Source organism: Streptomyces sp. NPDC097129 (assembly GCF_055668065.1).
In genome coordinates, this window is record NZ_JBVOQE010000001.1 from 944,756 (window position 1) to 969,158 (window position 24,403).

A 24,403-nucleotide genomic window follows, 5' to 3' on the forward strand; every position below is an offset into this window, starting at 1 on the left:
ACGCCTCAATGCACTCTTCAGCGCCCGCCTCAGCGCACGCTGACGCCGAGCCCGCCCAGCGCCCCGGCCCCCGCCGTGCGCACCGCGACCGACCCGTAGGACGTGCGCAGCCGCAGCCACGCGCCCGACGAGAAGAGCGTGGGCTCCTCCGCGCTCTGACCGGGGCGCAGAAAGCCCAGTGACTGCGCGGCGTGCACGACCCGCACCGGCAGCCGGGTCTCCCCCACGGTCCGGGACCAGATGTCCCGCCCGATGAGGTCGAGTTCGGCCCGTGTGCGCCGGTCGGCGGGCAGTTCCTCGGTGCGGGTGCGGAACTCGGCGACGACCGCGCCGACCAGACCGCGCAGCTCGCTCGCGGACGGCAGCCCGGGCTCGCGCCGCCAGCCGCCGCGCGGGGGCAGGACGCCCGCCCACGGCGGGCCGGTCACCGCGGCCGGGACGGCGGCCGTGGCGCCCGCCTCGTCGACGGACTCCAGCAGCTCACCGGCGGAGACGGTGACGTCCAGGGTGACGTCGAGCCCCTTCTCGTATGGCTTGGCCAGCCGCACCGCGCGGATGGCGAGCACCTCGAACGACGGCGGCCGCCCGAACACGGCCAGCGCGGTGCCCGCCGCCTGCAGACGCACCGCGGCCGACCGGTCGTAGTGCAGCAGCCGGGAGAGGAAGGCGGCGAGGTCCGCCGCCTCCGTCTCGTCGGCGAGGTGCAGCACGGTCATACGGCGAAGGCTCCCTGGTCGGACGCGTCGTCCAGGTACTCCTTGAGGAACGCGCGCTCCCCGTCGGTGATCCGGCGCGGCCGCTGCGCCTCGAAGTCGAACGGGACGATCACGGTGCAGGCCCGTACGTACACCGTGTCCGCGTCCTTCACCTCGTAGGCGACGGTGAAGGACGCGGCCTTGATCTCCTTGACCCACAGCTCGACGTCCACGGGCGTGGGCCGGTGGACGAGCTGCCGCTTGTAGTCGATCTCGTGGCGCGCCACCACCGACCCGTCCCGTGACTCCGCGTCCCGGCGGGACAGGAAGTCGATGCGGGCCTCCTCCAGGTAGCGGAGGAAGACGGCGTTGTTGACATGGCCGTAGGCGTCCATGTCGGACCAGCGCAGCGGGCAGGGGTAGATGTGCCGCAAGAGATCAGCCCCGGGTCAGCTTCTTGTAGGTGGCGCGGTGCGGACGCGCGGCGTCCGGTCCGAGCCGCTCGATCTTGTTCTTCTCGTACGACTCGAAGTTGCCCTCGAACCAGAACCACTTGGAGTCGCCCTCGTAGGCGAGGATGTGCGTGGCGACGCGGTCCAGGAACCACCGGTCGTGGGAGACGACGACGGCGCAGCCGGGGAACTCGAGCAGCGCGTTCTCCAGGCTGGACAGGGTCTCGACGTCGAGGTCGTTGGTGGGCTCGTCGAGGAGCAGCAGGTTGCCGCCCTGCTTGAGGGTGAGCGCGAGGTTCAGGCGGTTGCGCTCACCGCCGGAGAGCACACCGGCCGGCTTCTGCTGGTCCGGGCCCTTGAAGCCGAACGCGGAGACGTACGCGCGGCTCGGCATCTCGACCTGGCCGACGTTGATGTAGTCCAGGCCGTCGGAGACGACCTCCCACAGCGTCTTCTTCGGGTCGATGTTCTCGCGGCTCTGGTCGACGTACGAGATCTGCACGGTCTCGCCGACCTTGATGGAACCGGTGTCCGGCTCCTCCAGGCCCTGGATCATCTTGAACAGCGTGGTCTTGCCGGCGCCGTTCGGCCCGATCACGCCGACGATGCCGTTGCGCGGCAGCGTGAACGACAGGTTGTCGACGAGGACCTTCTCACCGAAGGCCTTGTTGAGCTGGTCGACCTCGACCACGACACTGCCCAGACGCGGGCCCGGCGGGATCTGGATCTCCTCGAAGTCCAGCTTCCGCATCTTCTCCGCCTCGGCGGCCATCTCCTCGTACCGGGCGAGACGGGCCTTGGACTTGGCCTGCCGTCCCTTGGCGTTGGAGCGGACCCACTCGAGCTCTTCCTTGAGCCGCTTCTGCCGCTTGGCGTCCTTCTGGCCCTCGACCTTGAGGCGGGTGGCCTTGGTCTCCAGGTACTTGGAGTAGTTGCCCTCGTAGCCGTGCAGACGGCCGCGGTCGACCTCGCAGATCCAGCCGGCGACGTTGTCCAGGAAGTACCGGTCGTGGGTCACGGCGACGACGGTGCCCGGGTACTTGGCGAGGTGCTGCTCCAGCCAGTTCACGGACTCGGCGTCGAGGTGGTTGGTGGGCTCGTCGAGCAGCAGCAGGTCGGGCTGCTGCAGCAGCAGCTTGCACAGGGCGACACGGCGGCGCTCACCACCGGAGAGGTTGGTCACGGGCCAGTCGCCGGGCGGGCAGCCCAGGGCGTCCATGGCCTGCTCGAGCTGGGCGTCCAGGTCCCAGGCCTCGGCGTGGTCCAGTTCCTCCTGGAGCTTGCCCATCTCCTCCAGCAGCGCGTCCGAGTAGTCGGTCGCCATCAGCTCGGCGATCTCGTTGAACCGGTCGAGCTTGCCCTTGATCTCGGCGACACCCTCCTGGACGTTCTCCAGGACGGTCTTGTCCTCGGTCAGCGGCGGCTCCTGCAGCAGGATGCCGACGTCGTAGCCGGGCGCGAGGAAGGCGTCGCCGTTCGACGGCTGCTCCAGCCCCGCCATGATCTTCAGGATCGTCGACTTACCGGCGCCGTTCGGGCCGACAACACCGATCTTTGCGCCAGGCAGGAAGTTCAGGGAGACGTCGTCAAGGATCACCTTGTCGCCGTGCGCCTTGCGCGCCTTGCGCATGGTGTAGATGTACTCAGCCAAGAGAAACCGTCCGGCAGCTTGAATCTGGCAGTGGGCAGATACACCCCATCTTGCCTGACCGCCACCCCTCGGGGGAAACGCGTCCGCTCGGGGGGCTGTGACCTGGGGGTTCTCCAGCGGCCCCAGCGACGCCCGCGCGCACCTGCCGCGGCCGGCCGCCGCGGGTGCGGCCCACGGACGGCCCAGCGGTCCTGCTCACGCCGGCCGACAGCCGGCACGGAGGTCGGCTCCCGCCGTCCCCGTGCTCTCACTCCGCGTCGACGAAGCCCATTCTGCGGCTCATGGCGATGGCTGTGGTGTCCTCGGGGTGGTGGACCGTGCGGACCCGGGTGGCCCCGCACCGCCTGGCGAAGTAGTTCAGCTCGTACAGCGCCCGGCGGTGCTGCGGGGTGTCGCCCAGGTCGGCGAGCGTGGTCAGGCGGATGCCCTGCGCGGCGCAGCGGTCGAGGTACGGCTCGAAACGAGGGGCGTCGAACGCGGTGGCGTCCAGTTCCAGCGTCACCCACTGATCAGCCACGCTCGGCCTCCCGGCGTCGCAGCAGCACCAGTACGCCGCCGCCGATCACGACCAGGCCGATGGCGGAGCCCGCGATCAGCGGGGTGAGGGCGCCGCCGCCGGTGTCGGCGAGGTTGGTGGGCACGGTGGCTCCGGTGGAACCGCCGACCGTGGCCGGGCTGGGTTCCGCGACGGTCTGGGTCGTCAGGGCCGGGGCGTTGCCGCGGGTTCTGCAATCCAGGACGCCGGTGAAGCGCCGGCTGAGGTCCGCGGGCCCGGTGATGGTGACGTCGTAGGGCTGGTCCTCCTGCAGCGGCATCGTCACCGTGCGCGGCGCCCCGGCCGGGACGGTGTACGTGGCGCCCATCAGCTCGAAGGTGAACGGCTGGTCGCCATGGTTGACGGCGGTGATGTCCACGCCGCCCTTGACGCAGTCCTCCTTGGCCGACAGCGCCGGTATCGGCCCCTGCGCGGCCCAGGTGGCGCTCGCGGTGGCCGAGACGGTGGACTCGCTGGACCCGGCGAGGATCTGCGTCTGGCTGCGGCTGTCGGAGGTGAAGGCCCTGCCCACCGGCACGGTGGTGGAGGCCTGCACGGTCAGCTCGGCGGTGCCGGGCGCCGTGTCCTGCGGCACCGAGAAGAAGAGCTTCGTGCCGTCGGACGCGGCCGTCACCGGCTTGCCGTCCCTGCCGACGATCCGCACTCCGCTCAGCGCCGCGTCGGCCGGCGGTGACACGGCCACGCCGGCCGCGTCGGTGTGCACGGTCACCGGGCCGAGCAGCGCACCGGGGTGACCGGAGACCGCCGGCGGATCCAGGGTCAGCGAGGGCGCCGGCTCGGGCAGGGAGCGGGCGCTCTTGAAGAGGTGGTCGGCGAGCTGCTCGGCCTGCGGGTCGACCGCGTCGACGCGCGCGCCGTCGGAGTAACGCCAGATGGCCACCTGGGTGCCGGCCGCCGCGTCCTGCTCGGTGAGACCGCCGCGGATGCCGGCCTTCTCGGCCAGCGCCGCCAGGTCGTTCACCTGCGGGTAGGAGTGCTGCAGGATCCAGCGGACCCGGCCCGCGTTCTTGTTCGCGCCGAGGGAGGTGCCGCTCCACGACGTCTCGTGGTACTTGGCGTCCCGCTGCGTGGGGTTGTACAGGTCGACGCAGTACGTCTGCAGGGTGCCGCCGCCGTCGACGGACATCTCGAACAGGCCCGCCGACACCTGCTGGTTCTGGCCGCCGTCGTGGACGACCGCGGCGCCGAAGGTCTTCAGGCCGCCCATGGTCGCGCTCGCGCCGGCCGGGCTCTGCGGGGTCTCGGTGGCCGAGGCCGGCGCGGCCCCGGTCAGCGCGCCCGCGGCGATGAGACCGGACACCAGTGCGGCGGCGGCGAGCCGGCTCGTTCCTCGCCCGCGCACGGACCGCGCCGTGAGCGCGGCGAACGAACAAAACACGACAATTCCCCTTCGCGCAGGACCCGTTGGAGTGGGGGGTATGCGGTCCCACCAGCAGAATCGGGAGCCCCGAGAGCTCTCCCGCATCCTAGGGAGGCGGCCACACCGGCAATCGCCGTCATCTTGTCGGACCGGTGATCCGACTCGTAATCGTTATCGCGGACACCGCCCCCGAGCTGGGCTTATCGACAAATCCACCGAATGCTTCGGCATGCATGTGCCGATAAGCCGCAGTCGTACCGCCCGGGGCGCTTCCCGACATCACCCACCTGACGTCACGTCACGGCAGCGGTCGCAGCGTGCCGTTGGGCGTCGTCCTGGCGCGGCGTCTCCCACTCGGGCTCGGGCTCGGGCCCGGGCCGGCCGGGCTGCGCGGTGGCGCCATCCGGCCGGCTCGTCCGCTTGAACGCCGTGGTGCCCCGCGCCAGATCGTGGCCGATCGCCACCGCGTCGACATCGGCGGAGGTCCAGCCGGGCTGGCCTTCCCGCACCTCCGAGCGCACCTTCAGCCGGCCCTGCACGACGACCGGATCGCCCACGTTCAGCGACGCCGCCACGTTCACGGCGAGCTGCCGGTTGGCCCACACCGTGAAGAAGTTGGTGTGGCCGTCGGTCCAGGTGTTCTTCTCCCGGTCCAGATAGCGGGCGGTCACCGCCAGCCGGAAGCGCGCCGACGCCCCCGACGCCAGCTCCCGGAACACCGGCTGCGTCGCCACGTTGCCCACCGCGCAGATCATCGTCTCGTTCATCTCGGTAACCCCTCCCGGATACGCCGACGGGCCCGTCCCGACGGCGGCGTCTGACCACGGCGGCAGGGGTCACCCCTCTACCGCCGCCGGCACGGCAACCGCGTCCTTCACGGTCGCCGCCGGCACGGCAACCGCGTTCTTCACGGTCGCCGCCGCCGCGACCGCGTCCGCCGCGATCGCCGCACGGCCAGACTGCCTCCCTCGGGCCGGGCCCGCAGAGCCCTGTGGATCAGCCTCGTGCTGTGGAAAACTCCGCCACCCGCACGGGTGAACCGCCGTCCCGCAAGACCTCACCCACCCCCTTCACCGCGTCACCGACTCGCCCCTCATCGACCCCCCGCCCCCACCCCCGTGACCCGGGCGTACTGCTCCCGCACCTCCCGGTACCGCAGCAGCTCGGCGGCGAGCGGATCGAGGACCCGGGCCCGGCCGCACGCACCGGCCGCCTCCCTGAGCCGCCGTTCCGCCTCCTGCCCGTACCGCCGCGCCGGGCCGCGCGCCGCCATACGGCAGCCCCACTCGATGAAGGGGCCGCCGACGATCCCGCACACCATCAGCAGCACCGGCACGCCCAGGTTCGGTGCCATCACGCCGACGATCTGCCCCAGCAGCCACAGACCGCCGACGATCTGAAGCAGCGTCATCGACGCCTGCGCCAGCACCGCCACCGGCCACCAGCCCGGCCGCGGCGGCCGCCCAGGAGGCAGCCCGGCCCGCGTCAACAGCTCGTCCAGCGCCTCCGGAAGCCCCTGCGCGCCGCGCACCGCCGCCTCCCGTACCGCCTGCGCCCAGGGCGTGGGCAGGCCGGCCGAGGCGCGGTCGGCCACCGTGCGCACCGCGTGCTCGACGCGCTGCCGCGCCGTGGCCTCCTCATCGGGCTGGGCCCGCAGCGGCAGCCGGCCCGTCGGGGGTTCGCGGCGGTCCTGGTACCAGCGCCACAGCCGCAGCCACGGCGTCCCGCAGGCCCGGTTCGCGTTGCGCAGCCAGGCCCGCTCGGCCGCCTCCCCGGCCGCCGTGGCCCCGACCGCGTCCGCGAGCCGCGCGGAGAACTCCTCGCGCGCCTCCTCGGTCAGCCCGGGCCGCCGTCGCGTGGCGTACACGGGCCGCAGTCCGGCCGCGGTGGCATCGACGTCGGCGGCGATACGGCGTGCCGCGGCGCCCCGCTCGGCCACGAACTGCCCGAGCGCCTCCCGCAGATCGCCGACGCCGTCACCGGTCAGCGCGGACAACGCCAGCACCGTCGCGCCGGGTTCGCCGAACTCGCCGAGCGCGATGCCGTCCTCGTCGAGCAGCCGCCGCAGATCGTCCAAGACCAGATCGGTGGCCTCGCCCGGCAGCCGGTCGATCTGGTTGAGCACGACGAACATCACCTCCGCGTGTCCCGCCATGGGCCGCAGATAGCGCTCGTGCAGCATCGCGTCGGCGTACTTCTCCGGGTCGACCACCCAGATGACGGCGTCGACCAGCTTCAGGATGCGGTCCACCTGCTCGCGGTGCTGCACCGCCGCCGAGTCGTGGTCGGGCAGGTCGACCAGGATGAGCCCGCGCAACTGCTGCTCGGAGTCGGCGTGCTGCAGTGGGCGGCGGCGCAGCCGGGGCGGGATGCCGAGCCGTTCGATCAGGCCGACGGCGCCGTCGCTCCAGCTGCACGCGATGGGCGCGGCGGTGGTGGGCCGCCGTACACCGGTCTCCGAGATGGGCACTCCGGCGAGCGCGTTGAACAACTGCGACTTGCCGCTGCCGGTGGCGCCCGCGAGCGCGACGACGGTGTGCTGCCCGGAGAGCCGGCGCCGCGCGGACGCCTCGTCCAGGACGCGGCCGGCCTCGGCGAGAGTGCGGTTGTCCAGGCGGGCGCGGGAGAGCCCGACGAGCTCGCGCAGCGCGTCCAGCCGGGACCGCAAGGGCCCGTCGTACGCCAGCGGCGCGACGCTCAGCGGCCCCGGCGCCCGCGGCTCCAACGGCGCCTGGTCGGCGGCGGTGGCCTCGGTCACCCGCCGAGCGATGAGCCCGTCGTCCCATACCCCGGCGGCATCGTCATCGGCAGCGGCGCCGGCCTGGGCACGGTCATCGGGGGCGGCCTCGCCCTTCGCACGGCCGTCGGGGGCGGGCTCGCCCTTCGCACGGCCGTCGGGGGCGGCCTCACCCTTCGCACGGCCGTCGGCGGACCGCTCGGCCTCAAGACGGGCCTCGGCGTACCGGCCGCCCTTCGCACGTCCACCCTTCGCACGGTCCCCTGCGGACCGCTCGGCCGTCGTACGGTCGTCTGCCGACTGCTCGGCCGTCGTACGGTCACCGGCGGGCGGTTCGGCCTTCGTACGGACGTCGGCTGGCTGCTCGACCTTCGTACGGTCGTCGGCGGACCGCTCGGTCTTCGCGTGGGCGTCGGCGGACCGCTCGGCCTTCGCGTGGGCGTCGGGGCCGCGGTCCGCTCTCGGACGGTCGCCCGGCGTGCCGTCGAGCTCCGTACGCACCCCGGGCACGCGCGCGTGGCCACCGGCGGTACCGGAGGAGGGCTGAGCGTCGGAACGGCCGGGTTCACAGGAGGGGGCGTCTTCGCCATCGTCCCGCGTCACCTCGCCACCAGCGGCCTCTGCCTCGGCTTCCTCCGACGAGGCGGCCTGCGTTTCCTGATCCCCCGCGGAGTCCGGCACGGCATCCGTGACGGCCGCCCCCTCCTCCCCCCGGCGTTCGTCGTCGTCCACGGCGCTCTCCACTGAGTGATCCGGGTGATCCTTCTGATGCACCTGGTCCAGATCGTCGACCTGATCGACGTCACCTCTGTGATCGACGTGATCGACGTGATCGACGTGATCCACGTGATCCATGTGGTCGGAGTGTTCGTCGTCTGTGGGACGGCGACCGAGGTGATCGGTGTGCTCGGTGTGGTCCTGGTCAGTGACGGCGGTCACCGGTCACCTCTCCTTCTGCAGTACGGACAACGCGGCGATGAGTTCGGCCTGCGGCTCGGCGTGGACGTCGAGTTCGTCCAGGGGCGCGAGCCGGCGTTCGCGTTCGGCGTGCAGCACCCGGTCCACGTGTTCGGTGAGCAGCCGCCCGCCCCGGTCGCGCAGCCGCAGCGCGCCGTGGGCGCCGATCCGTTCGGCCAGGCCCTCGCCGGCGGAGCGCGCCCGGCGGCCGCCGAGCAGTGCGGTGGCGACGAGTGCGGCGACCGCTTCGGGGTCGGGCGGATTGCCGCGTTCGAGCTCGCGCACCTCCTCCTCGGCGTATTCCTCCAGTTCGCGCCGCCAGCGGCGTACCGCGAGCCCGATGCGGTGCTCGGCGCTCTCCAGACCGGAGTCGCGGTCGGCGAGGCCGGGGGCGTCCGCGCCCGGTTCCCGGCGCCAGGCCTCGTCGATGCGCTCGTCGGCGGCGGTCACGGCGCACAGCAGCAGGGTGGCGAGGCTCTCCACGAGGGCGTCGAGCAGCTCGCCGGCGGTGCAGTCGAGCGGGAAGGCGCGCCAGCGCTTGAGGGCGTCGCCGGCGAGGACGGCCCCGGCCTGCAGGCGGCCCCCTACGCGCGCGTGCTCGCTGTCGTAGGCCCCGTCGACGGCGGCGGTCAGCCGTAGCGCGGCGGCGTACTGCTGGGCGGCGGCGCCGGCGAGTTCGGGCATGCGGGACTTCAGGGAGTCGAGGACGCCGTGGACGGTGCGGGCCATGGCGTGCCGGCGGGCGGCGGGGTCCTGGGTCTGGTGCACCAGCCAGGTGCGCAGGGATGCGACAGCGCTGGCCGGGAGCAGCCCCGCGCCCCAGGCGGACTCGGGGAGTTCGGGCACGGTGAAGCGGGGTACGTCGCCGAGGCCCGCCTTGGTGAGGAGGGCGCCGTACTGCCGGGAGACCTCGGAGACGACCTGGTGCGGCACCCGGTCGAGAACGGTCACCATGGTGGCGTCGTACTCCTTGGCGGTGCGCAGCAGATGCCAGGGCACGGCGTCGGCGTAACGGGCGGCGGTGGTGACCATGACCCAGATGTCGGCGGCGCAGATCAGCTCGGCGGCCAGGACACGGTTGTCGGCGATGAGGGAGTCGATGTCGGGGGCGTCGAGGAGGGCGAGACCCGGCGGCAGGGTGTCGGCGGTCTCGATGCGCAGCACGCGCGTGGGACTGTCCCCGGGCGGGAACAGTTCGTCGTCGCCGGGCTCCTGATGGGGCACCCACACCCGGGTGAGGGCGGGCAGGATCCGTGTCCCGCTGAACCAATGATGGTCCTCCGGGTGACAGACCAGCACCGGGGTCCGGGTCGTCGGCCGCAGTACGCCCGCCTCACTGACGCGTCTGCCCACCAGGGAGTTGACGAGCGTCGATTTGCCCGCGCCGGTGGATCCGCCCACGACGGCCAGCAGCGGGGCGTCCGGCTGCCGCAGGCGGGGCATCAGGTAGTCGTCGAGCTGCGCGAGCAGTTCGTCGCGGTTGGCACGCGCGCGTGGGGCTCCCGCCAGAGGCAGCGGAAAGCGTGCGGCGGCGACACGGTCGCGCAGGGCGGAGAGTGCGTCGAGCAGCTGAGGCCGTACGTCCAAGGTCACCACATGCGAAGAATGCCCAATTTTGAGGGAATTCTGAAGCATATAGGCATGTCTGCGCGCCGATAGAACACAAGGGACGGAAGGGATGACCGGGACATGGGCACAGCCCAGGCATAACGAGTGCACAACACCCGGCCCGCGAGGCGCCAAAACCGCTGCACGATTCGCACCTGCCTGCGATTATCGGGACCGCTTCACCGAACCTCCACACCGAGCCACGGAGGCGAAGCGACAGGGGCAAGGAACCGGGAGCCCTATCCTTGTCCCCGGCACGTCAGGGTGCGGCCCGCCCGCCCCCACGACCGAGGCCACACCAGGCCCCCGTAGCTCAGTGGATAGAGCAGGCGCCTTCTAAGCGCTTGGCCGCAGGTTCGAGTCCTGCCGGGGGCGCACGTCTCCGCCCTCCCGCTTGGGAGGGCTTTTTGCTGGTCAGAGTGGGTGCGGGACGGAATGGCGAAGCCCCGGACGCCCCCTTGATGATCAAGGGCGGGATCCGGGGCTGTACGGCTGTCACCGGGTTTTCGCGGGTGGCTGTGTCGAATACGTGTCGAAGTTTGGGCCGGGGATCAGCTGGCGCCGGGTACCTCAGGGAGATGTCGTACACGGGGCGCCCGGTGGGCGACTCGTAGACGTGCGGGGGCAGTACGGCCTTGCGTGCGCTACGCCACGCCCGACGGATGACGGATGACGGATGACGGATGACGGATGACGGATGACGGATGACGGATGACGGATCCGGCGAGGATGCTCGTGGATCTCCCCGGTGTCGGTCCACTACTTCCCGACCTCAGGGGTCGCCGTGTGGATCAGCAGCTCGCACCACTGGTCGTCGGCGTCGGGCTCGGGCAGCGTCACGTCCTCGACACGCATGGCCACGGCTTCCTCGGGCTGAGGCCCGCAGTAGTACAGGGTGGCGAAGAAGGCGTGGAGCCGTTTACCACCGCGCGGCCGGCGCCGTATCCAGTCGAGGATGGCCGCCGCCTGCTCGGGATTCAGCAGGGAACGCTTACGAGGTCTGAGGTCGAGCCCGGTCTTGGCGATGTAGGTCTCGTCATGGTTCGCCCCGCTGACGGTATCCGGAGCCGGCGCTACATCGTCAGGCACGAGGCTTGCCCCGTTCGGCTCAGGCCGACGCGCGTGCGGCTCGCCACGATGGTCGACTGGGCCGGACTCTGCACCATCTGAAAGGGAGCTCAGCATGCCAATCGTCGCGGTCTTTGATATGCCGGGGATGACCCAGGCCCAATACGAACAGAGCGTGGAGAGGGTGTCCGGTCGGCCTGGCCCGGTAAAGAGCCCCGCCGACTGGCCGGTGCCCGGCCTCATTTCGCACACTGCCGCCCCCACCCCCAACGGCTGGCTCGTAGTCGATGTATGGGAGTCCGAGGAGGCATTCCAGCAGTTCGGTGAAACCATCGTGCCGATCCTGCAAGAGCTCGGCTTCCCGGAGGCGCGGCCGAAGATCTATCCAGTGTTCAACGTGGTCACCCACTAGAGATCTGAACGGCTGGGGTTACTCGGCGTCGAGTCCGGTCTTGGTGATGAAGTCGTCGATGAGGCCGGGCCGGTACTGCATCCGCGCCCGTAACCCCCGCCGTTAAAGACCTCTAGTAGGCCGCCGATCAGGAGCAGAAGCAACGTCCGTACTCCTCGGGCCCGACGGTGAAGTCGTTCGGACGATCACGCCGTAGTTCCTCATACCGTGCCGCGAACACGTCGATGGCATCACGAATCGTGCAGCCCAGCGTTTCGCGTATCGCCTTGACCGCAAAGACGTCCGGTGATCGAGGATCTCGCGGTCGACGGTCGCCGGCAGTGCGGTCACGGGTCCTCCAAAGTCGCTGCGCACGCGCTGCTGTGGCTCGGCGACGTACGTCCCCGACCCTGCGCGGCCCTCCAGCACACCCTGGGAGATCAGCAACTCCTGAGCCCGGCGGACGACGTTCTCGCCCACCCCGCACTCCTGATTTGTGCTCTGTGGCGTTGCTGTACTCCGCTGCTGTGCTGGCACACTCGTCGTCCTCCCAGAGGGAGGGCCGCACGCCGGAGCGGGGGTCGTCAACCGCATGGCCGCCATCGGCATCACCGTCAGCCATGCCGTGGAACAGCCTGAGCCTCGGCAGGCGACCGCCGAGGAAGCATCGCTTCTGGGCATTCAGAAGTCCGCCCTCGTCACGCACATCCGGCGGACGTACTACAGCGATGAGGGGCGACCGTGGAGACAGCGGACATCGTGGTGTCCGCCGCTCACTGCGAGATCGTCTACGAGATCCCGATTAACCGTTAGCCGAGGTCGGGCGGGCACCGTCTCGCATCCACGACTGACATCACCATGGCCGGACGGCAGGTCCCCAGCGCTCACGACCCATACGTGAGGCAACTGCCGCCACTGGCCTCGATCAGCCAAGACAGCGAACCGCTGCCGAAGGGCCAACCGGTGGTGGCCACCTCGACCCAGCCGTTGCCTGGCCCGTCCGACCCCGCGTCCCACCACCACCAGCTGCGGTCGTCGCCCATACCCTCCCCGGTGGGGTCGAAGTAGTAGAGCCAGCCGGACAGCGTCCAGGGACCTCGACTGTTGTCCGCCTTCTCCTCAGGGGTCATGGCCCGCCACTTCTGGAGCCATGCCCGGGCGTTGAATGACAGGCTAGTCCCGGACTCCGCGCACTCCGGCGCACAGCGCCGCACGAACCACGTCGGCAGCAGCTCCGGCCAGCGCTCGAAGGCGGGCCAGTCATCCGTCCGCTCGACGACACACGTCAGCACGGTACGGGCATCCGCGATGACCTGTACCGGATCTTCAGCGGTGAACCGGGCCCGCACAAGGAACGGCCTCTGCTGACTGTCATCAGCTGCAAGACCGCACCGGAGACGCCGCAGCTCGCCCTTGACGATGTCCACAGCGGAGAAGTGTGCCTTGCCGCCAACTTGGCCGCATGCGATAAGCCAGTCGAATACGTGTCGACGCCCAGACGATGACGCGTGCGACGAGGTAAGAGCAGCAGGGCACCGCTTGGTGATCAAGGGCCGCCCTGAGCTGGCTTGGGCGCGCCTCGCGCTGGACCTGTATCGCGTCTCAGGTGAGGCCGTTGAAGGTCTTCAGGGTGGGGAGCGTGGGCTGTGGGTGCTGATTGGGTCGGGTTGGGGACCGCCGTGGTGGGCGTGGCGGGGACGCTCGGGGCGGCGCTCTTGACGCAGAACCGTGCTGACCGCACCAAGCGTCTGGAATTACAGGCTGCCGCGGAGCAGCGACGAGAGGAACGTCAGCACGCCGAGGCACTGTTGCAGGCGGAACAGGCTCAAGCCCGCCGGCGTGAGGGTCTCGAACTCAGGCGCAAGTGTTACATCGACCTGAACACGGCCTCCCGTCAGTATCTGACGTCGATGACCAACTACCTGCACGCACTGCGGCAAGACGTCGACGTCGACGCGTGCCTGGGGCAGCTGGAGGCCAGCCGGTCGGCGTATCGGGACCGTTATTCGGAAGCCCAGATGATCGCCCCACGCGCGGTGTTGGACGTATCCAGCGTTGCCAAGTCCCGGTTGAACACCGCGTACGGGGAGATCAAGAAGCTCGGGCCCTCCCTGTCCGGACGTGCGGACGAGCTGCAGGCACTGGAAGACGACCTGCATCGGGAAGTCTGGCCGTACGTGGGCGCGCAGAAGGGCGCCATGCGTGCCGACTTGGGCATCGAAGCCGTCGATTAGCGCAGACGCGCACGGATGGGCGTCCCTCACTCCGTTGGCGCGGACGCGCGCGTGGGCGGCCCTCGCTCCGTCGCCGTGAGTTGCTGAAGCGGCAAACTTGCTCGCCTCCTCGTCCATGTCCACCGGATGATCGGTGGTGTAGCAGCCCGCCCGCGTCCGGTGCCGGTGCCGGTGCCGGTGCCGGTGCCGGTGCCGGTGCCGGTGCCGGTGCCGGTGACAGCAACGGCCGGCCCCACGCCAGCGCCCCCGGAGGAGCCCATGCCCCACCACCCCGCGCACCCCGCAGGCCCCGCAAGCCTCACCCACCTCACACACCCCACGCACCCCGCAGCCCTCACCCACCGCACCGTCCCCTCCCCCGCCGGCCGGATTCATCTCGTCGAGCAGGGGGTGGGGCCACTCGTGCTGCTCGTGCATGGGTTTCCGGAGTCCTGGTACTCGTGGCGGCGGCAGTTGCCCGTGCTCGCTGCGGCCGGGTTCCGGGCCGTCGCCGTCGACGTGCGTGGGTACGGGCGGTCGTCCAAGCCGGGTGACACGCGCGCGTACCGGATGGTCGAGCTCGTCGAGGACAACGTCGCCGTGGTGCGTGCCCTGGGTGAGGAGTCCGCCGTGGTCGTCGGCCACGACTGGGGCGCCACCATCGCCGCGCACTCCGCGCTGCTGCGGCCGGAGGTGTTCCGCGCGGTGGGCATGCTCAGCGTGCCCTACACCCCGCCCGGCGGCCCGCGCCCCCGTGACGTCTTCGCCGCGATGGGCGGGGACGAGGAGTTCTACGTCTCCTACTTCCAGCAGCCCGGCCGCGCCGAGGCCGAGATCGAACCCGACGTACGCGGCTGGCTCGCCGGTTTCTACGCCGCCCTGTCCGCCGACACCATGCCCGCCGCCGGCGCCCCGGACCCGCACTTCATCGGCAAGGGCGGCACCCTGCGCGACCGTTTCCCCGCCGGTCGGCTGCCCGGCTGGCTGGACGAGCGGGATCTCGACTTCTACGCCGCCGAGTTCGAACGCACCGGTCTCACCGGCGCCCTCAACCGCTACCGAAACATGGACCGCGACTGGGAGGACCTCGCCGCGCTCCACGGCGCCGCCCTCACCCAGCCCTCGCTCTTCGCCGGCGGCACCCTGGACGCCTCCACCACCTGGCTCGCCGACGCGATCGACGCCTATCCGGTCACGCTGCCCGGACTGGTCTCCTCCCATCTCCTCGACGGCTGCGGTCACTGGATCCAGCAGGAACGGCCCGAGGAGATCAACGAGATCCTCGTCGGCTGGCTTTCCTCCCTGCCCCAGCCCGTCCGGGACCTCTGACCGGCCCCCCCTCACTAGCATGAGCATGACGTGACGCATGACGTGACGCCGACCGCCGAGACCCCGGCACCCCGAGATCCCGACACCCTGATCGGACACCACCGTGCCCCTGCGCTGCGCCGTGCTCGACGACTTCCAGAACGTGGCCACCGACCTCGCCGACTGGTCACCGGTCGCCGACCGGGTCGAGGTCGTCTCCTTCGACACGCACTTCACCGACGAGGACGCTCTCGCCGCCGCCCTGGCCGACTTCGACATCGTCGTCACCCTGCGCGAACGCGTCCCCTTCCCGGCCTCCGTCCTCACCCGCCTGCCCAGGCTCCGGCTGCTGATCGCCTCCGGCATGCGCAACAGCGTCATCGACTACGCCGCGGCCACCGCGCAGGGCGTCACCGTGTGCGGCACCACCAGCTCCTCCACCCCGCCCGTCGAACTGACCTGGGCGCTGCTCCTCGGCCTCGCCCGAGGCATCGTCGAGGAGAACGGCGCCCTGCGCTCCGGCGGGCCCTGGCAGTCCACCGTCGGCGCCGACCTGCACGGCAGCCGGCTCGGCCTGCTCGGGCTCGGCAAGATCGGCAGCCGTGTCGCCCAGGTCGGGCTGGCGTTCGGCATGCGGGTCAGCGCCTGGAGCCACAACCTCACCCAGGAGCGCGCCGACGAGGTCGGCGTCGAACGCGCCGCCTCCAAGGAGGAGCTGCTCACCGGCAGCGACTTCGTCTCCGTCCACCTCGCGCTGAGCGAGCGCACCCGCGGCCTGCTCGGCGCCGCCGAACTCGCCCTGCTCAAGCCGACCGCCTACCTGATCAACACCTCCCGCTCGGCCCTCGTCGACCAGGACGCGCTGCTCGCCGCCCTGCGTGAGGGCCGTATCGCCGGCGTCGGCGTCGATGTCTTCGATGTCGAGCCGCTGCCGCCCGGCCACCCGATGCGCACGGCTCCCCGCCTGCTCGCCACGCCCCACCTGGGCTATGTCTCGCGGGCCAACTACCGCACGTACTACGGCCAGGCGGTGGAGAACATCGAGGCCTACCTGGCCGGCTCGCCCGTACGTCTTCTGCCGTGACCGCGCGCCTTCCCCCGCCGGTCATCCCCGCCCGTGACCCCCAGGTCCTCGTCCGTCCGCCGGAACTCCCTGTTCAAAAAGGGTGACGGAGGCGGAAACGCCGTGACTCCCCGTCAGCGGCCGCGTTGAACGGACAGTGCGGCGGGCGATCCGCCGCCGTGCTCACCGATTCAGAAGGAGATGTGATGTCTCGCATCGCGAAGGCGGCCGCCGCCACGCTCGGTACGGGTGCCATGGTGCTCAGCGGAGCCGGTCTGGCCATGGCGGACGCGGGCGCGGGTGCCGCCGCGGTCGACTCGCCGGGTGTCATCTCGGGCAACGTCGTCCAGGTCCCGATCCACGTCCCGATCAACGTGTGCGGGAACACCGTCAACGTGATCGCCCTGCTCAACCCGGCGTTCGGCAACACCTGCGCCAACGTCAGCGACCACGGCGGCCACGACGACGACGGCAAGGGCGGCAGCAACGGCTACGGCAACTGACGTCGCCTCACCTCGCTTCCCCGAGAGTCATTCCGAGAGCCCCGGCACCTCGAGCGCCGGGGCTCTCCCCGCGTCCGGCACGCAACACGTCGTATGCCAAACGACGTCTGCCACACGACGTATGCCACACGACGGGTGCCACAAGACGTACGCCTCAGCCGTACCGGTAAATGCGGCTGACGTCCCGCAGCGAGTCCGGCGTCACGTCCCACGGCGGCAGCTTCTCGTACCGTGCCACCACCCTGCCGTGCTGCGGGGTGCCCCGGGCCGGCGGACGTTCCGGCTGGTAGGCCGCGCCCGGGTGCCGCTGCTGCCAGCGCGTCCACTGCAGGTCGATGAAGGCGTGATGCAGCCAGAAGACCGGGTCGTTGACGGACGCGCCGCCCAGCATCACGCCGCCCACCCAGCGGTGCACCCGGTTGTGGGTGTGCCACGAGGCGCTGCCCCGGCCGGTGCCCCACCCTTCCAGCTTGTTGCGGAAGCCGCGGGTGACCGTGGAGTCCCACGGCGAGACGTCGTACACCGGGTCGTTCAGCGCCGCCTCCAGCTCGGTGCGCGTCGGCAGCTCCAGGGGGTCGCGGGCCCGGCCCAGGTCGCGGGTGAGGAACCGGCCGTCGGTGACGTTCTCCTTGATCGTCCAGTTGCCCTCGCGGTAGGCGAACGGCCCGGTCGTCACCTGCTGGTCATAGCTGCGCCCGTTGCCGCCGAGCAGGTCGTCGCTCCACGGCACGGACCGGGTGCTGCGGTCGCGCGTCCAGTCCCAGTACGGCACGGTCACCGAGTCGTCGATCCGGCGCAGCGCCCGCTCCAGTTCCAGCACGAACTTGCGGTGCCAGGGCAGGAACGACGGCGCCATGTGTGCGGTACGCAGGCCGTCCTCGCCGTCGGACGTGTAGTACTCGATGTGCATCCGCACGAAGTCGTCGTACTCGCCGCGCCGTTTGAGCTCCAGCAGCGCGCGCACGAACCGCCGCTTCTCGGCGGCGGTCAGCGTGCTGACGTCCTTACGCGTGTACGCCATGGTCTCCCCCCATGTCGTCATGCCCGCCGTGCTCGCCGGGCTCCCCGGGTCCGGCCGAGCCGACCTGACCGTCCTGACCACCGTCCGGGCCACCGCCGTGGCCCCCGTGGCTCAGGGGGGTCGCGCGCAGGTGCTGGCCGGGGCCGAGGGCGTCGACCGCGGCGCGGGTCGCCTCCAGCGGTGTGGGATACGACCGGTAGTGGTCGACCATGCTCAGCCAGGTGCCGTCGGCCCGGCGCATCAGGTGCAGCGGGCGCCCGTCGACGGTGACCTGCCACTGGCCGGTGTCGAGGGTGCGCGCACCGGTGACCTTCACACCCTGGATGCGCCGGCCGCGGTAGGTCTCGTCGAACCCGGTGTCCTCGCCGCCGTCCGCCGCGTGCCGCGGCCACGCGGCCAGTGCCGGGGTGAACGCCAGCGCGATCCCCGGCACGAGCAGTCCGCGCAGCATCTCCCGCCGCGTGCCGTGCACGGGCCCCGGTCTGGCCGGTGCCGCCGCCCCCTCGCCGTTCACCGTCACCGGGCCGACGCTCACGACCATGCTGTGCTCCTCGTCCGCTGCGGGCTGCCGTCGACTCCGCGTCCCGGGCGGCCGCAGCTCCGCTCCGCTGTGTCGACACCGCTAACCGCCCGGCACCCGCCCGGGTCACCACGCAGCGCCCATCCGGCTCATACGACACGCGTACGGCACGGCGCCGGGCCCCGGGGAACGCCTCGTGCGGCAGGGGGCCGGGGCCGCCGCGCCCCGGGCCTGCCCCGCGCGCTACAGGCCGGGGCCCAGCCCCAGCCCCGCCCGCGGCACCGTCTGCAGCACCGGAGTGATCACGCCGACCTCCGGAAGCTTCGGCTCCGGGAGGCCGAACCGGCCGGGGCGCGGCGCGGTGAGCGGGGCGTCCAGGTTCAGACCCGGGCCGAGCGTGCGCAGGTCGGAGGCGGGCGCGTCGAGGCCGAGGTGGTCGAAGTCGTCACCGAGGAGGTGCGGCAGCGGCGCGCGCAGGCCGGCGCCGGGCAGTCCGGCCCCGAGCGGAAGCTGCGGGAGCATCCGCTCGGGCAGCAGGCGGCCCTCGACGTAGCGCGGGCCCTCGGGCGAGCCGGGCTTCGGCAGCGGCAGTTCGCCGCCCACCTCGGGCAGCTCCATGTGCAGGGCCTTCTCCGCGCCCTTCAGCGGCACGGGGACGGGGATCGCGTCCACCGCGGCGGCGGGGGCGGCGCCGGCCGCGGCGGCCACGCAGGTGAGCACGGCGGCGAGGGTTCCTCGGGTGGTCGACTTCATTTCGGGTGGGGGCCCTTTCACGAGTTCGGGGGCTGAGCGTGCGTACCTCTCAACGAGCCGGAATTCGCGACCAGCGCACAATTCGCCCGGCTGCCGCAGTAGTAGGACCGGGTAAGGGTCAGCCCGCTCGCATGTCCCGCGCCCGTGTCAGCGGCGCACGCTGCGTGCCGGAAGGACGATGTGCGCGGCGGCCTGGAGGGTCTCCTCGGCACCGGCGAACTCCGCGAGGGCCTCCGGTTCGACGGCCTTGCCGGGCTCGGCCTCGGGCCACGCGCGCGTGGTGAACACCAGGTAGGCGTAGCCGCGCTCGGCGGCCGCGGCGAGCCACTCGGGCGGCGGGGCGCACTGCGCGACGAGTGGGTGCAGGGTGACGACGGCGGCGCCGGACTCGACGAGCAGGGTGACCGGCAGGCTGGGCCGGGCGTTGCCGTCGACCAGGTCGCCGCCGACGGGCAGGCCGTTGTCGCGGAGCAGCCGCTCCACCGCGGCGGCCGTCCCCTCGGGGCCGTCGGCGGTGTCGCCGAGGGAGTAGACGAGGAGGTAGGGCATGTCGGCGCCGTCGGGCGCCTCACCGCTCCAGGGCATCATCACGAGAGTGCCCAGGTCTGCTGCGCGGAACGGGGCTTCGCTTGAGGTTGAGGTCACCGCGCGACCATATCGGCGGGCGCCGGCCCCGCCCGGCCCGCGCTCACTCGACCGGACGACGGGCGGCGGGCGCTCCACACGATCGAGGGAACCGCCTCGAACAGCACCTCGCGGACATGACCGAGGGCCGGTTCCCCGTGCGGGCGGGTGCGCTCGCACCCGGCCCGCCGGAACCGGCCCTCGACGACGGGCTGTGCTCAGCCGCCCAGCGGCAGGCCGCCGAGCAGGCCGCTCTTGTTCACGGTGGCGGTGGCGCCCTTCACCGTGTTGAGCACGGAGTCCTTCTTCTCGGTGTCCAGCGCGTCCGACTGGTGCTTGAGCGGCATGAGGTCGCTGGTTTCGATGGGACCCTTGGTGAGGGAGTTCACCGCGCCGTTGAGGCTGGTCGGCGTGAGGTCCGAGGTGGTGTGGGCGAACGCGGGCGCGGCGGCACCCGCGAGGACCATCGAACCGGCAACGACCGCTGCGGCCTTCAGGGACTTCATCGTGTTCCTTTCCTCGGCAACGAAGATCGCCTCAGGGAATTGTGTCGCCCTGCCTAACGATTCGTGCCGGACGCGGAAACCAGGTGCGCAGAAACTTCTGCAGCGCACCCGGAATCCCACCCGGAAGGAGGGTGTGTCTCATCGGCGTTTCTCAACGTCGTATGAGATCTCTGGAATTTCGCCGACCGGTCGGTCACTCACGACGCCGACGGCGCGGGCGTCAGCGGCAGGGGCGCCGGAAGCGTGGAGGCCGTCGCAGCGGCCGGCACGTCGGTCAGCCCGCTCACGCCGGACGTGGACACGCCGTTGTCCTTCAGCGTGGCGTTGACGAGGTTGACGACGCCGGTCACGAGGCCGTTCGTGGCGGGGCCCATCTGGGAACTGTCGGTGGAGCTGGTGGCCTTGACCAGGGCGTCGACGGCCTTCTGCAGGTCGGCGAGAGCGGCGTCCGTGTTCCCGGAGGCGGTCGTCGCGGGGGCGGCCGGGGTGGTGGCCGTACTCGGCGTGGTGGCCGTGCCCGGCGTGGTGGTGACCGTGGCGGTCGATGCCGACGGCAGGTTCGCCTGGACGTTTGCGAGTGCGTCCTGGACGGAGTCGGTGAGGTCGGCCGCGTCGTCGGCGCCGAGCTGGCCGGCGCCGGTGCCGAGGAGGTTGCCGAGCAGGTCGGTGACCGGCTTGAGCAGCGCGCCGAGGTCGCCCAGGCCCGCCACCTGGTCGAGCACGCTGTCCGCGTCGGGGGCGGGCGCCCGGGACGCCGCACGGTGGTCCCCGTGGGCGGCGTCGGCCGCCAGGGCGGAGGGGGCGGCGATGCCGAGGGCGAGGGTGGCGCAGAGCGCGGTGGACGCGACACGCCGGACGGACAGACCACGCATGGGGGTTCCTTTCGATGTGCGAAGGGCCTTGAGCCCACCGTGCGAGCGCCCGTCACATCGCGCAACCGATCGAATCCGCGCGGTGATCGCACGTTCTCCGCAGCACCGCCGTCCGCCCTGGTGAGACGGCCCGGACGGCCGGGCCGAGCCCCGGCACGCACGGCACCACCGCATCCCCCGTTCGGGTCACACACGCGGACCGGCCGCCCTTCCTCTAAGGAAGGGCGGCCGGTCAGATGCGTACGACGTCAGTCGTTGACGCAGGTGTTGCCGAAAGCCGGGTTCAGCAGACCGATGATGTCGACGGTGTTGCCGCAGACGTTGACCGGGATGTGGATCGGAACCTGGACGACGTTGCCCGAGATGACGCCGGGCGAACCGTGAGCGGCGGCACCCGCGCCGGCGTCGGCGGCGGCCACGCCGGCACCACCGGCGACGGCCGCGACGGCGGCGGAGGTCAGGACCAGGCCCTTCGCGATACGCGACATGGAGAGGTGCTCCTTGGGTTGAAACAAAACACTCGGGCGATTGCCCGGCGTTGTGTCAACGCGTGGCGCCGCCGGGAGTTGTGCCGCCAATGGGGTGATGCGGCCGCCTCCCGGCTTCACCATTCCGACACACTTGCCGGGTTTCGCCGGATTAGTCCGGTTGGCAACTAGAGTTGCGGACCTCCGGGGCACCGGAAGAGGCGCCGGCCAAGGGGCCGGCCACGGGCCGGCCGAGGACCGGTCGGGGCCGCGAAGGGACACCTCGGACAGGGGAGTCCTCCGACCACCTGTGCGAACAGGACCGCCCATGCGTTCGATCTGGCCAAGGGGTTGCGGCGCGGTGGTGACCAGCCGGCCTCCCGGCTCGTTTCCCAGCGGGACGCGGCGTGGGCCGACGCGCTCCTCGCCGCCGTCGACGACCGGCAGCAGACGCGTTCCCGCCCGTGACGAGGACCATCCGTGAGCGAGGAAACCGCGCCATGCACCAGCAAGCCACCGCCCCTCAGGTCCGGGTCCTGCATGTCACCCAGCCCGTGGACGGCGGGGTCGCCCGGGTCGTGACCGACCTGGCCCGCGCCCAGCTCGGCGCCGGCCTCGACGTGGCGGTCGCCTGTCCCGACGGCCCCCTCACCGCCGTACTGCGCACTCTCGGCGCGCAGGTGCGGCCCTGGTCCGCCACCCGCTCGCCCGGTCCCGGTCTCACCGCGGAAGTACGGCGTCTCGCGCGGCTGGTGGCGGACGTACGCCCCGACCTGGTGCATCTGCACAGCGCGAAGGCGGGGCTCGCCGGGCGGCTGGCCGTGCGGGGGCGCGTCCCGACCGTGTTCCAGCCGCACGCCTGGTCGTTCGAGGCGGTCGGCGGGCCGGTTGGCGCGCTGTCGCTGGCCTGGGAGCGGTGGGGGGCGCGCTGGGCGCCCGCGGTGGTGTGCGTGAGCGAGGCGGAGCGCGCGCGGGGTGAGCGCGCCGGAGTGCGCGGGCGCTGGTCCGTGGTGCCCAACGGCATCGACCCCGGCCGCTTCCGGCCGGGCGACGCGGCCCGCGCGCGGGCCGAGCTGCTGCCGGGCGCGGAGGCGGCGGGGCCGCTCGTGGTGTGTGTGGGACGGCTGTGCCGGCAGAAGGGCCAGGACGTCCTGCTCGACGCGTGGGACACCGTGGCCCGTCAAGTCCCGCACGCCCGGCTGGCGTTGGTCGGGGACGGGCCCGAGCGTGATTCCTTACGCGCCCATGCCCCGCGGTCCGTGCTGTTCCCGGGCGCGGTCCGCGACCCCGCGCCCTGGTACCGGGCCGCCGACCTGGTGGTGCTGCCCTCGCGCTGGGAGGGCATGGCGCTGGCCCCGCTGGAGGCGATGGCCTGCGCACGGCCCGTGGTGGTCACCGACGTGGACGGCGCCCGCGAGAGCCTGCCGCCCGCGCTCGCCGGACCCGGCCTGGTGCCCCCCGCGGACCCGGCGGCGCTGGCCGGCGCCGTCACCGGGCTGCTGCGCGACGCGTCGCTGCGCGTGTCGCTCGGCCGGCTGGGACGCCGTCACGTCCTGTCCACGCACGACGTGCGGCACACCGCCGAGGCGCTCGCGGACGTCTACCGCGCGCTGCTCGACGGCCCGCCCGCATCCCGCGTCGTGCCCTCCGAGTGCAGGGAGTCCATCCACTCGTGACCGCGGAAAGCACCGTTCCCCCGCCCGGCGCGCCGCCCTACGCGCCCGTCGCGGTCAGGCCGCGACCTGCCGACGGCTTCCGGATCCCGCCGCGCCGGCCGCCCGCGCGGCCGCCCTCGCCGCTGCCGCTGCTCGCCGCCGACGCGCTCGCCGCACCCGCCGGCGCGCTCGCCCTCACCGGGGCACACCAGCACCTGCTTCTGACCGCCGCCCTGGTCGCCGCGACGCTGCTGCTGCGTCCGCGCGCCCCGCGGCCGGTGACCGGGGTGCTGGACGAACTGCCCGCCGTGTGCGGCCGGATCGCGGTGGGCTGGCTGGTGCTCGCCGCCGCCGTCGCCGCGTACCGCCCCGAGCACGCGCTGTCCGCCCACGCCCTGCTGCTCGGTGTGGCGGTGCAGTCGGCGGCCGCCTGCGCCACCCGCGGCACGGTGCACTGGCGGCGCCGGACCGCGCTGCTGCGCCGCCCCCGCCCGGCCCTCGTCGTCGGCGCCGCGCCGGCCGCGCAGCGGGTGGCCGCCGCCGTGCTGCGCCACCCGCGCTGCGGGGTGCGCCCGGTGGGCGTGGTCGCCGAACACCCCGAGGGCGCCGACGGCCTGCCCGTGCTCACCACCGGCGAGGAGGTGCAGCGGGCGCTCATCCAGAACGGGGTGCGGGACGTCCTCGCCGTCCACCCGGCGCTGCGCTCACCCCAGGGTCCGCTGCTGCGGGCCCTCGCCGAGTCGGGCTGCACGGTGTGGGAACTCGACGCGGACTCTCCGTCGTACGCCTCGCGGGACCAGCTCGCCGGGTTCGCCTGCCGGCGGCTCCGGTCGGGCGCCCCCAGGACGAGCCCGGGCAAGCGGCTGCTGGACGTCGTCGTCGCCGGGGCGCTGCTGGTGCCGGCCGGCCCGGTGCTGCTGGTGTGCGCGGCCGTGCTGCGGATCACCGGCGGGCCCGGTGTGCTGTTCCGGCAGGAGCGGATCGGCAAGGACGGGCGGCCCTTCACGCTGCTGAAGTTCCGCACCCACCGCCCCGCCGACGCGCACGAGTCCGCCACCCGCTGGAGCGTGGCCGGCGACGGGCAGATGCGCCCGTTCTGCCGGTTCCTGCGCCGCACCTCCCTCGACGAGCTGCCGCAGTTGTGGAACGTCTTCCGCGGCGACATGAGCCTGGTCGGGCCGCGTCCCGAACGCCCCTACTTCGTGGCCCGGTTCAGCCAGACCCACCCCGGCTACGCGGCCCGTCACCGCATGCCGGCCGGTCTGACCGGACTCGCCCAGATCAGCGGGTTGCGCGGCGACACCTCCATCGAGGACCGGGCCCGCTTCGACAACGCCTACATCGACAACTGGTCGCTGTGGCAGGACGTGTGCATCCTGCTGCGCACCGCGGCCGCGCTGCTGCGCCCGAGCGGGAGCTGACA

Annotated in this window: 24 protein-coding genes, 1 tRNA gene and 1 pseudogene; 9 read left to right on the forward strand and 17 right to left on the reverse strand. The window is 72.2% G+C overall.

What is annotated here, in order from left to right:
- Positions 1–29 precede the first annotated feature (29 nt).
- The 8 genes from AC0B9F_RS04200 to AC0B9F_RS04235 form a co-directional block, all read right to left on the reverse strand.
- Entirely contained in the window at positions 30–716 is a 687-nt protein-coding gene (locus AC0B9F_RS04200) for a DUF8010 domain-containing protein (protein WP_471998668.1), read from the reverse strand.
- Positions 713–1,129: an acyl-CoA thioesterase gene (locus tag AC0B9F_RS04205; protein WP_471998669.1), complete on the reverse strand. Its 417-nt coding sequence runs from the start codon at positions 1,127–1,129 to the stop codon at positions 713–715. Before AC0B9F_RS04205 ends, AC0B9F_RS04200 begins: the two co-directional genes overlap by 4 nt.
- Before the next feature lie 4 nt (positions 1,130–1,133).
- Positions 1,134–2,798: an energy-dependent translational throttle protein EttA gene (gene ettA, locus AC0B9F_RS04210; RefSeq protein WP_471998670.1), complete on the reverse strand. Its 1,665-nt coding sequence runs from the start codon at positions 2,796–2,798 to the stop codon at positions 1,134–1,136.
- Positions 2,799–3,045: 247 nt separating this feature from the next.
- On the reverse strand, positions 3,046–3,315 hold the full coding sequence (locus tag AC0B9F_RS04215) for a hypothetical protein (RefSeq protein WP_471998671.1): 270 nt from the start codon (positions 3,313–3,315) through the stop codon (positions 3,046–3,048).
- On the reverse strand, positions 3,308–4,732 hold the full coding sequence (locus tag AC0B9F_RS04220) for a Cys-Gln thioester bond-forming surface protein (RefSeq protein ID WP_471998672.1): 1,425 nt from the start codon (positions 4,730–4,732) through the stop codon (positions 3,308–3,310). Before AC0B9F_RS04220 ends, AC0B9F_RS04215 begins: the two co-directional genes overlap by 8 nt.
- Before the next feature lie 275 nt (positions 4,733–5,007).
- Complete coding sequence (locus AC0B9F_RS04225) at positions 5,008–5,481, reverse strand: single-stranded DNA-binding protein (RefSeq protein ID WP_471998673.1); 474 nt, start codon at positions 5,479–5,481, stop codon at positions 5,008–5,010.
- Positions 5,482–5,807: 326 nt separating this feature from the next.
- Positions 5,808–8,054 carry a YfjP family GTPase gene (locus tag AC0B9F_RS04230; RefSeq protein ID WP_471999002.1) on the reverse strand — a complete coding sequence of 749 codons (2,247 nt, stop codon included), beginning with the start codon at positions 8,052–8,054 and terminating at the stop codon, positions 5,808–5,810.
- A gap of 339 nt (positions 8,055–8,393) precedes the next feature.
- Entirely contained in the window at positions 8,394–10,004 is a 1,611-nt protein-coding gene (locus tag AC0B9F_RS04235; RefSeq protein ID WP_471998674.1) for a dynamin family protein, read from the reverse strand.
- A 314-nt stretch (positions 10,005–10,318) separates the two neighbouring features.
- Between AC0B9F_RS04235 and AC0B9F_RS04240 the strand changes: the two genes are divergently transcribed.
- Positions 10,319–10,391, forward strand: a tRNA-Arg gene (locus AC0B9F_RS04240).
- Positions 10,392–10,775: 384 nt separating this feature from the next.
- Here the strand turns inward: AC0B9F_RS04240 and AC0B9F_RS04245 are convergent.
- On the reverse strand, positions 10,776–11,105 hold the full coding sequence (locus tag AC0B9F_RS04245; protein ID WP_471998675.1) for a hypothetical protein: 330 nt from the start codon (positions 11,103–11,105) through the stop codon (positions 10,776–10,778).
- Between the two features lie 94 nt (positions 11,106–11,199).
- On the opposite strand from AC0B9F_RS04245, the gene AC0B9F_RS04250 reads away from it, so the two are divergent.
- Together AC0B9F_RS04250 and AC0B9F_RS04255 are read left to right on the forward strand one after the other, a co-directional pair.
- Positions 11,200–11,496: an antibiotic biosynthesis monooxygenase family protein gene (locus AC0B9F_RS04250; protein WP_471998676.1), complete on the forward strand. Its 297-nt coding sequence runs from the start codon at positions 11,200–11,202 to the stop codon at positions 11,494–11,496.
- Between the two features lie 508 nt (positions 11,497–12,004).
- Positions 12,005–12,288 (forward strand): annotated as a pseudogene (locus tag AC0B9F_RS04255) (UTRA domain-containing protein); the annotation flags it as partial.
- Positions 12,289–12,359: 71 nt separating this feature from the next.
- Here the strand turns inward: AC0B9F_RS04255 and AC0B9F_RS04260 are convergent.
- Entirely contained in the window at positions 12,360–12,902 is a 543-nt protein-coding gene (locus AC0B9F_RS04260; protein ID WP_471998677.1) for a hypothetical protein, read from the reverse strand.
- Positions 12,903–13,121: 219 nt separating this feature from the next.
- Between AC0B9F_RS04260 and AC0B9F_RS04265 the strand changes: the two genes are divergently transcribed.
- From AC0B9F_RS04265 to AC0B9F_RS04280, 4 genes are all read left to right on the forward strand, one after another.
- Positions 13,122–13,709: a hypothetical protein gene (locus AC0B9F_RS04265; RefSeq protein WP_471998678.1), complete on the forward strand. Its 588-nt coding sequence runs from the start codon at positions 13,122–13,124 to the stop codon at positions 13,707–13,709.
- Between the two features lie 258 nt (positions 13,710–13,967).
- A complete protein-coding gene (locus AC0B9F_RS04270; protein WP_471998679.1) occupies positions 13,968–15,017 on the forward strand; it encodes an alpha/beta fold hydrolase in 1,050 nt (349 codons plus the stop codon).
- 103 nt (positions 15,018–15,120) lie between these two features.
- Complete coding sequence (locus AC0B9F_RS04275; protein WP_471998680.1) at positions 15,121–16,080, forward strand: D-2-hydroxyacid dehydrogenase family protein; 960 nt, start codon at positions 15,121–15,123, stop codon at positions 16,078–16,080.
- Positions 16,081–16,265: 185 nt separating this feature from the next.
- Entirely contained in the window at positions 16,266–16,562 is a 297-nt protein-coding gene (locus AC0B9F_RS04280; protein WP_471998681.1) for a chaplin, read from the forward strand.
- Between the two features lie 154 nt (positions 16,563–16,716).
- On the opposite strand, the gene AC0B9F_RS04285 is transcribed toward AC0B9F_RS04280, so the two are convergent.
- From AC0B9F_RS04285 to AC0B9F_RS04315, 7 genes are all read right to left on the reverse strand, one after another.
- Positions 16,717–17,583 (reverse strand): tyrosinase family protein, encoded by an 867-nt coding sequence (locus tag AC0B9F_RS04285; RefSeq protein ID WP_471998682.1) that lies wholly within the window; start codon positions 17,581–17,583, stop codon positions 16,717–16,719.
- The gene (locus tag AC0B9F_RS04290) at positions 17,567–18,124 is read right to left on the reverse strand and encodes a tyrosinase cofactor (protein WP_471998683.1); all 558 of its coding nucleotides are present in this window, start codon (positions 18,122–18,124) and stop codon (positions 17,567–17,569) included. The genes AC0B9F_RS04285 and AC0B9F_RS04290 overlap by 17 nt, the downstream gene beginning before the upstream one ends.
- A gap of 222 nt (positions 18,125–18,346) precedes the next feature.
- On the reverse strand, positions 18,347–18,856 hold the full coding sequence (locus tag AC0B9F_RS04295; RefSeq protein ID WP_471998684.1) for a hypothetical protein: 510 nt from the start codon (positions 18,854–18,856) through the stop codon (positions 18,347–18,349).
- A 147-nt stretch (positions 18,857–19,003) separates the two neighbouring features.
- Positions 19,004–19,501 (reverse strand): DUF5949 family protein, encoded by a 498-nt coding sequence (locus AC0B9F_RS04300; protein WP_471998685.1) that lies wholly within the window; start codon positions 19,499–19,501, stop codon positions 19,004–19,006.
- 197 nt (positions 19,502–19,698) lie between these two features.
- On the reverse strand, positions 19,699–19,986 hold the full coding sequence (locus AC0B9F_RS04305) for a hypothetical protein (RefSeq protein WP_471998686.1): 288 nt from the start codon (positions 19,984–19,986) through the stop codon (positions 19,699–19,701).
- 197 nt (positions 19,987–20,183) lie between these two features.
- Complete coding sequence (locus AC0B9F_RS04310; RefSeq protein ID WP_471998687.1) at positions 20,184–20,858, reverse strand: hypothetical protein; 675 nt, start codon at positions 20,856–20,858, stop codon at positions 20,184–20,186.
- A 248-nt stretch (positions 20,859–21,106) separates the two neighbouring features.
- A complete protein-coding gene (locus AC0B9F_RS04315) occupies positions 21,107–21,346 on the reverse strand; it encodes a chaplin (protein ID WP_361623094.1) in 240 nt (79 codons plus the stop codon).
- Positions 21,347–21,825: 479 nt separating this feature from the next.
- Between AC0B9F_RS04315 and AC0B9F_RS04320 the strand changes: the two genes are divergently transcribed.
- Together AC0B9F_RS04320 and AC0B9F_RS04325 are read left to right on the forward strand one after the other, a co-directional pair.
- Positions 21,826–23,001 carry a glycosyltransferase gene (locus AC0B9F_RS04320; RefSeq protein ID WP_471998688.1) on the forward strand — a complete coding sequence of 392 codons (1,176 nt, stop codon included), beginning with the start codon at positions 21,826–21,828 and terminating at the stop codon, positions 22,999–23,001.
- Positions 22,998–24,401 carry a sugar transferase gene (locus AC0B9F_RS04325; protein ID WP_471998689.1) on the forward strand — a complete coding sequence of 468 codons (1,404 nt, stop codon included), beginning with the start codon at positions 22,998–23,000 and terminating at the stop codon, positions 24,399–24,401. Before AC0B9F_RS04320 ends, AC0B9F_RS04325 begins: the two co-directional genes overlap by 4 nt.
- The last annotated feature ends 2 nt before the right edge of the window (positions 24,402–24,403 follow it).

Coding starts and splice junctions, on each gene's coding strand:
- AC0B9F_RS04200 (WP_471998668.1), bottom strand. CDS start 716: ATGACCGTGCTGCACCTCGCCGACGAGACGGAGGCGGCGGACCTCGCC.
- AC0B9F_RS04225 (WP_471998673.1), bottom strand. CDS start 5,481: ATGAACGAGACGATGATCTGCGCGGTGGGCAACGTGGCGACGCAGCCG.
- AC0B9F_RS04250 (WP_471998676.1), top strand. CDS start 11,200: ATGCCAATCGTCGCGGTCTTTGATATGCCGGGGATGACCCAGGCCCAA.
- AC0B9F_RS04270 (WP_471998679.1), top strand. CDS start 13,968: ATGCCCCACCACCCCGCGCACCCCGCAGGCCCCGCAAGCCTCACCCAC.
- AC0B9F_RS04280 (WP_471998681.1), top strand. CDS start 16,266: ATGTCTCGCATCGCGAAGGCGGCCGCCGCCACGCTCGGTACGGGTGCC.
- AC0B9F_RS04285 (WP_471998682.1), bottom strand. CDS start 17,583: ATGGCGTACACGCGTAAGGACGTCAGCACGCTGACCGCCGCCGAGAAG.
- AC0B9F_RS04290 (WP_471998683.1), bottom strand. CDS start 18,124: ATGGTCGTGAGCGTCGGCCCGGTGACGGTGAACGGCGAGGGGGCGGCG.
- AC0B9F_RS04295 (WP_471998684.1), bottom strand. CDS start 18,856: ATGAAGTCGACCACCCGAGGAACCCTCGCCGCCGTGCTCACCTGCGTG.
- AC0B9F_RS04305 (WP_471998686.1), bottom strand. CDS start 19,986: ATGAAGTCCCTGAAGGCCGCAGCGGTCGTTGCCGGTTCGATGGTCCTC.
- AC0B9F_RS04310 (WP_471998687.1), bottom strand. CDS start 20,858: ATGCGTGGTCTGTCCGTCCGGCGTGTCGCGTCCACCGCGCTCTGCGCC.
- AC0B9F_RS04315 (WP_361623094.1), bottom strand. CDS start 21,346: ATGTCGCGTATCGCGAAGGGCCTGGTCCTGACCTCCGCCGCCGTCGCG.
- AC0B9F_RS04320 (WP_471998688.1), top strand. CDS start 21,826: ATGCACCAGCAAGCCACCGCCCCTCAGGTCCGGGTCCTGCATGTCACC.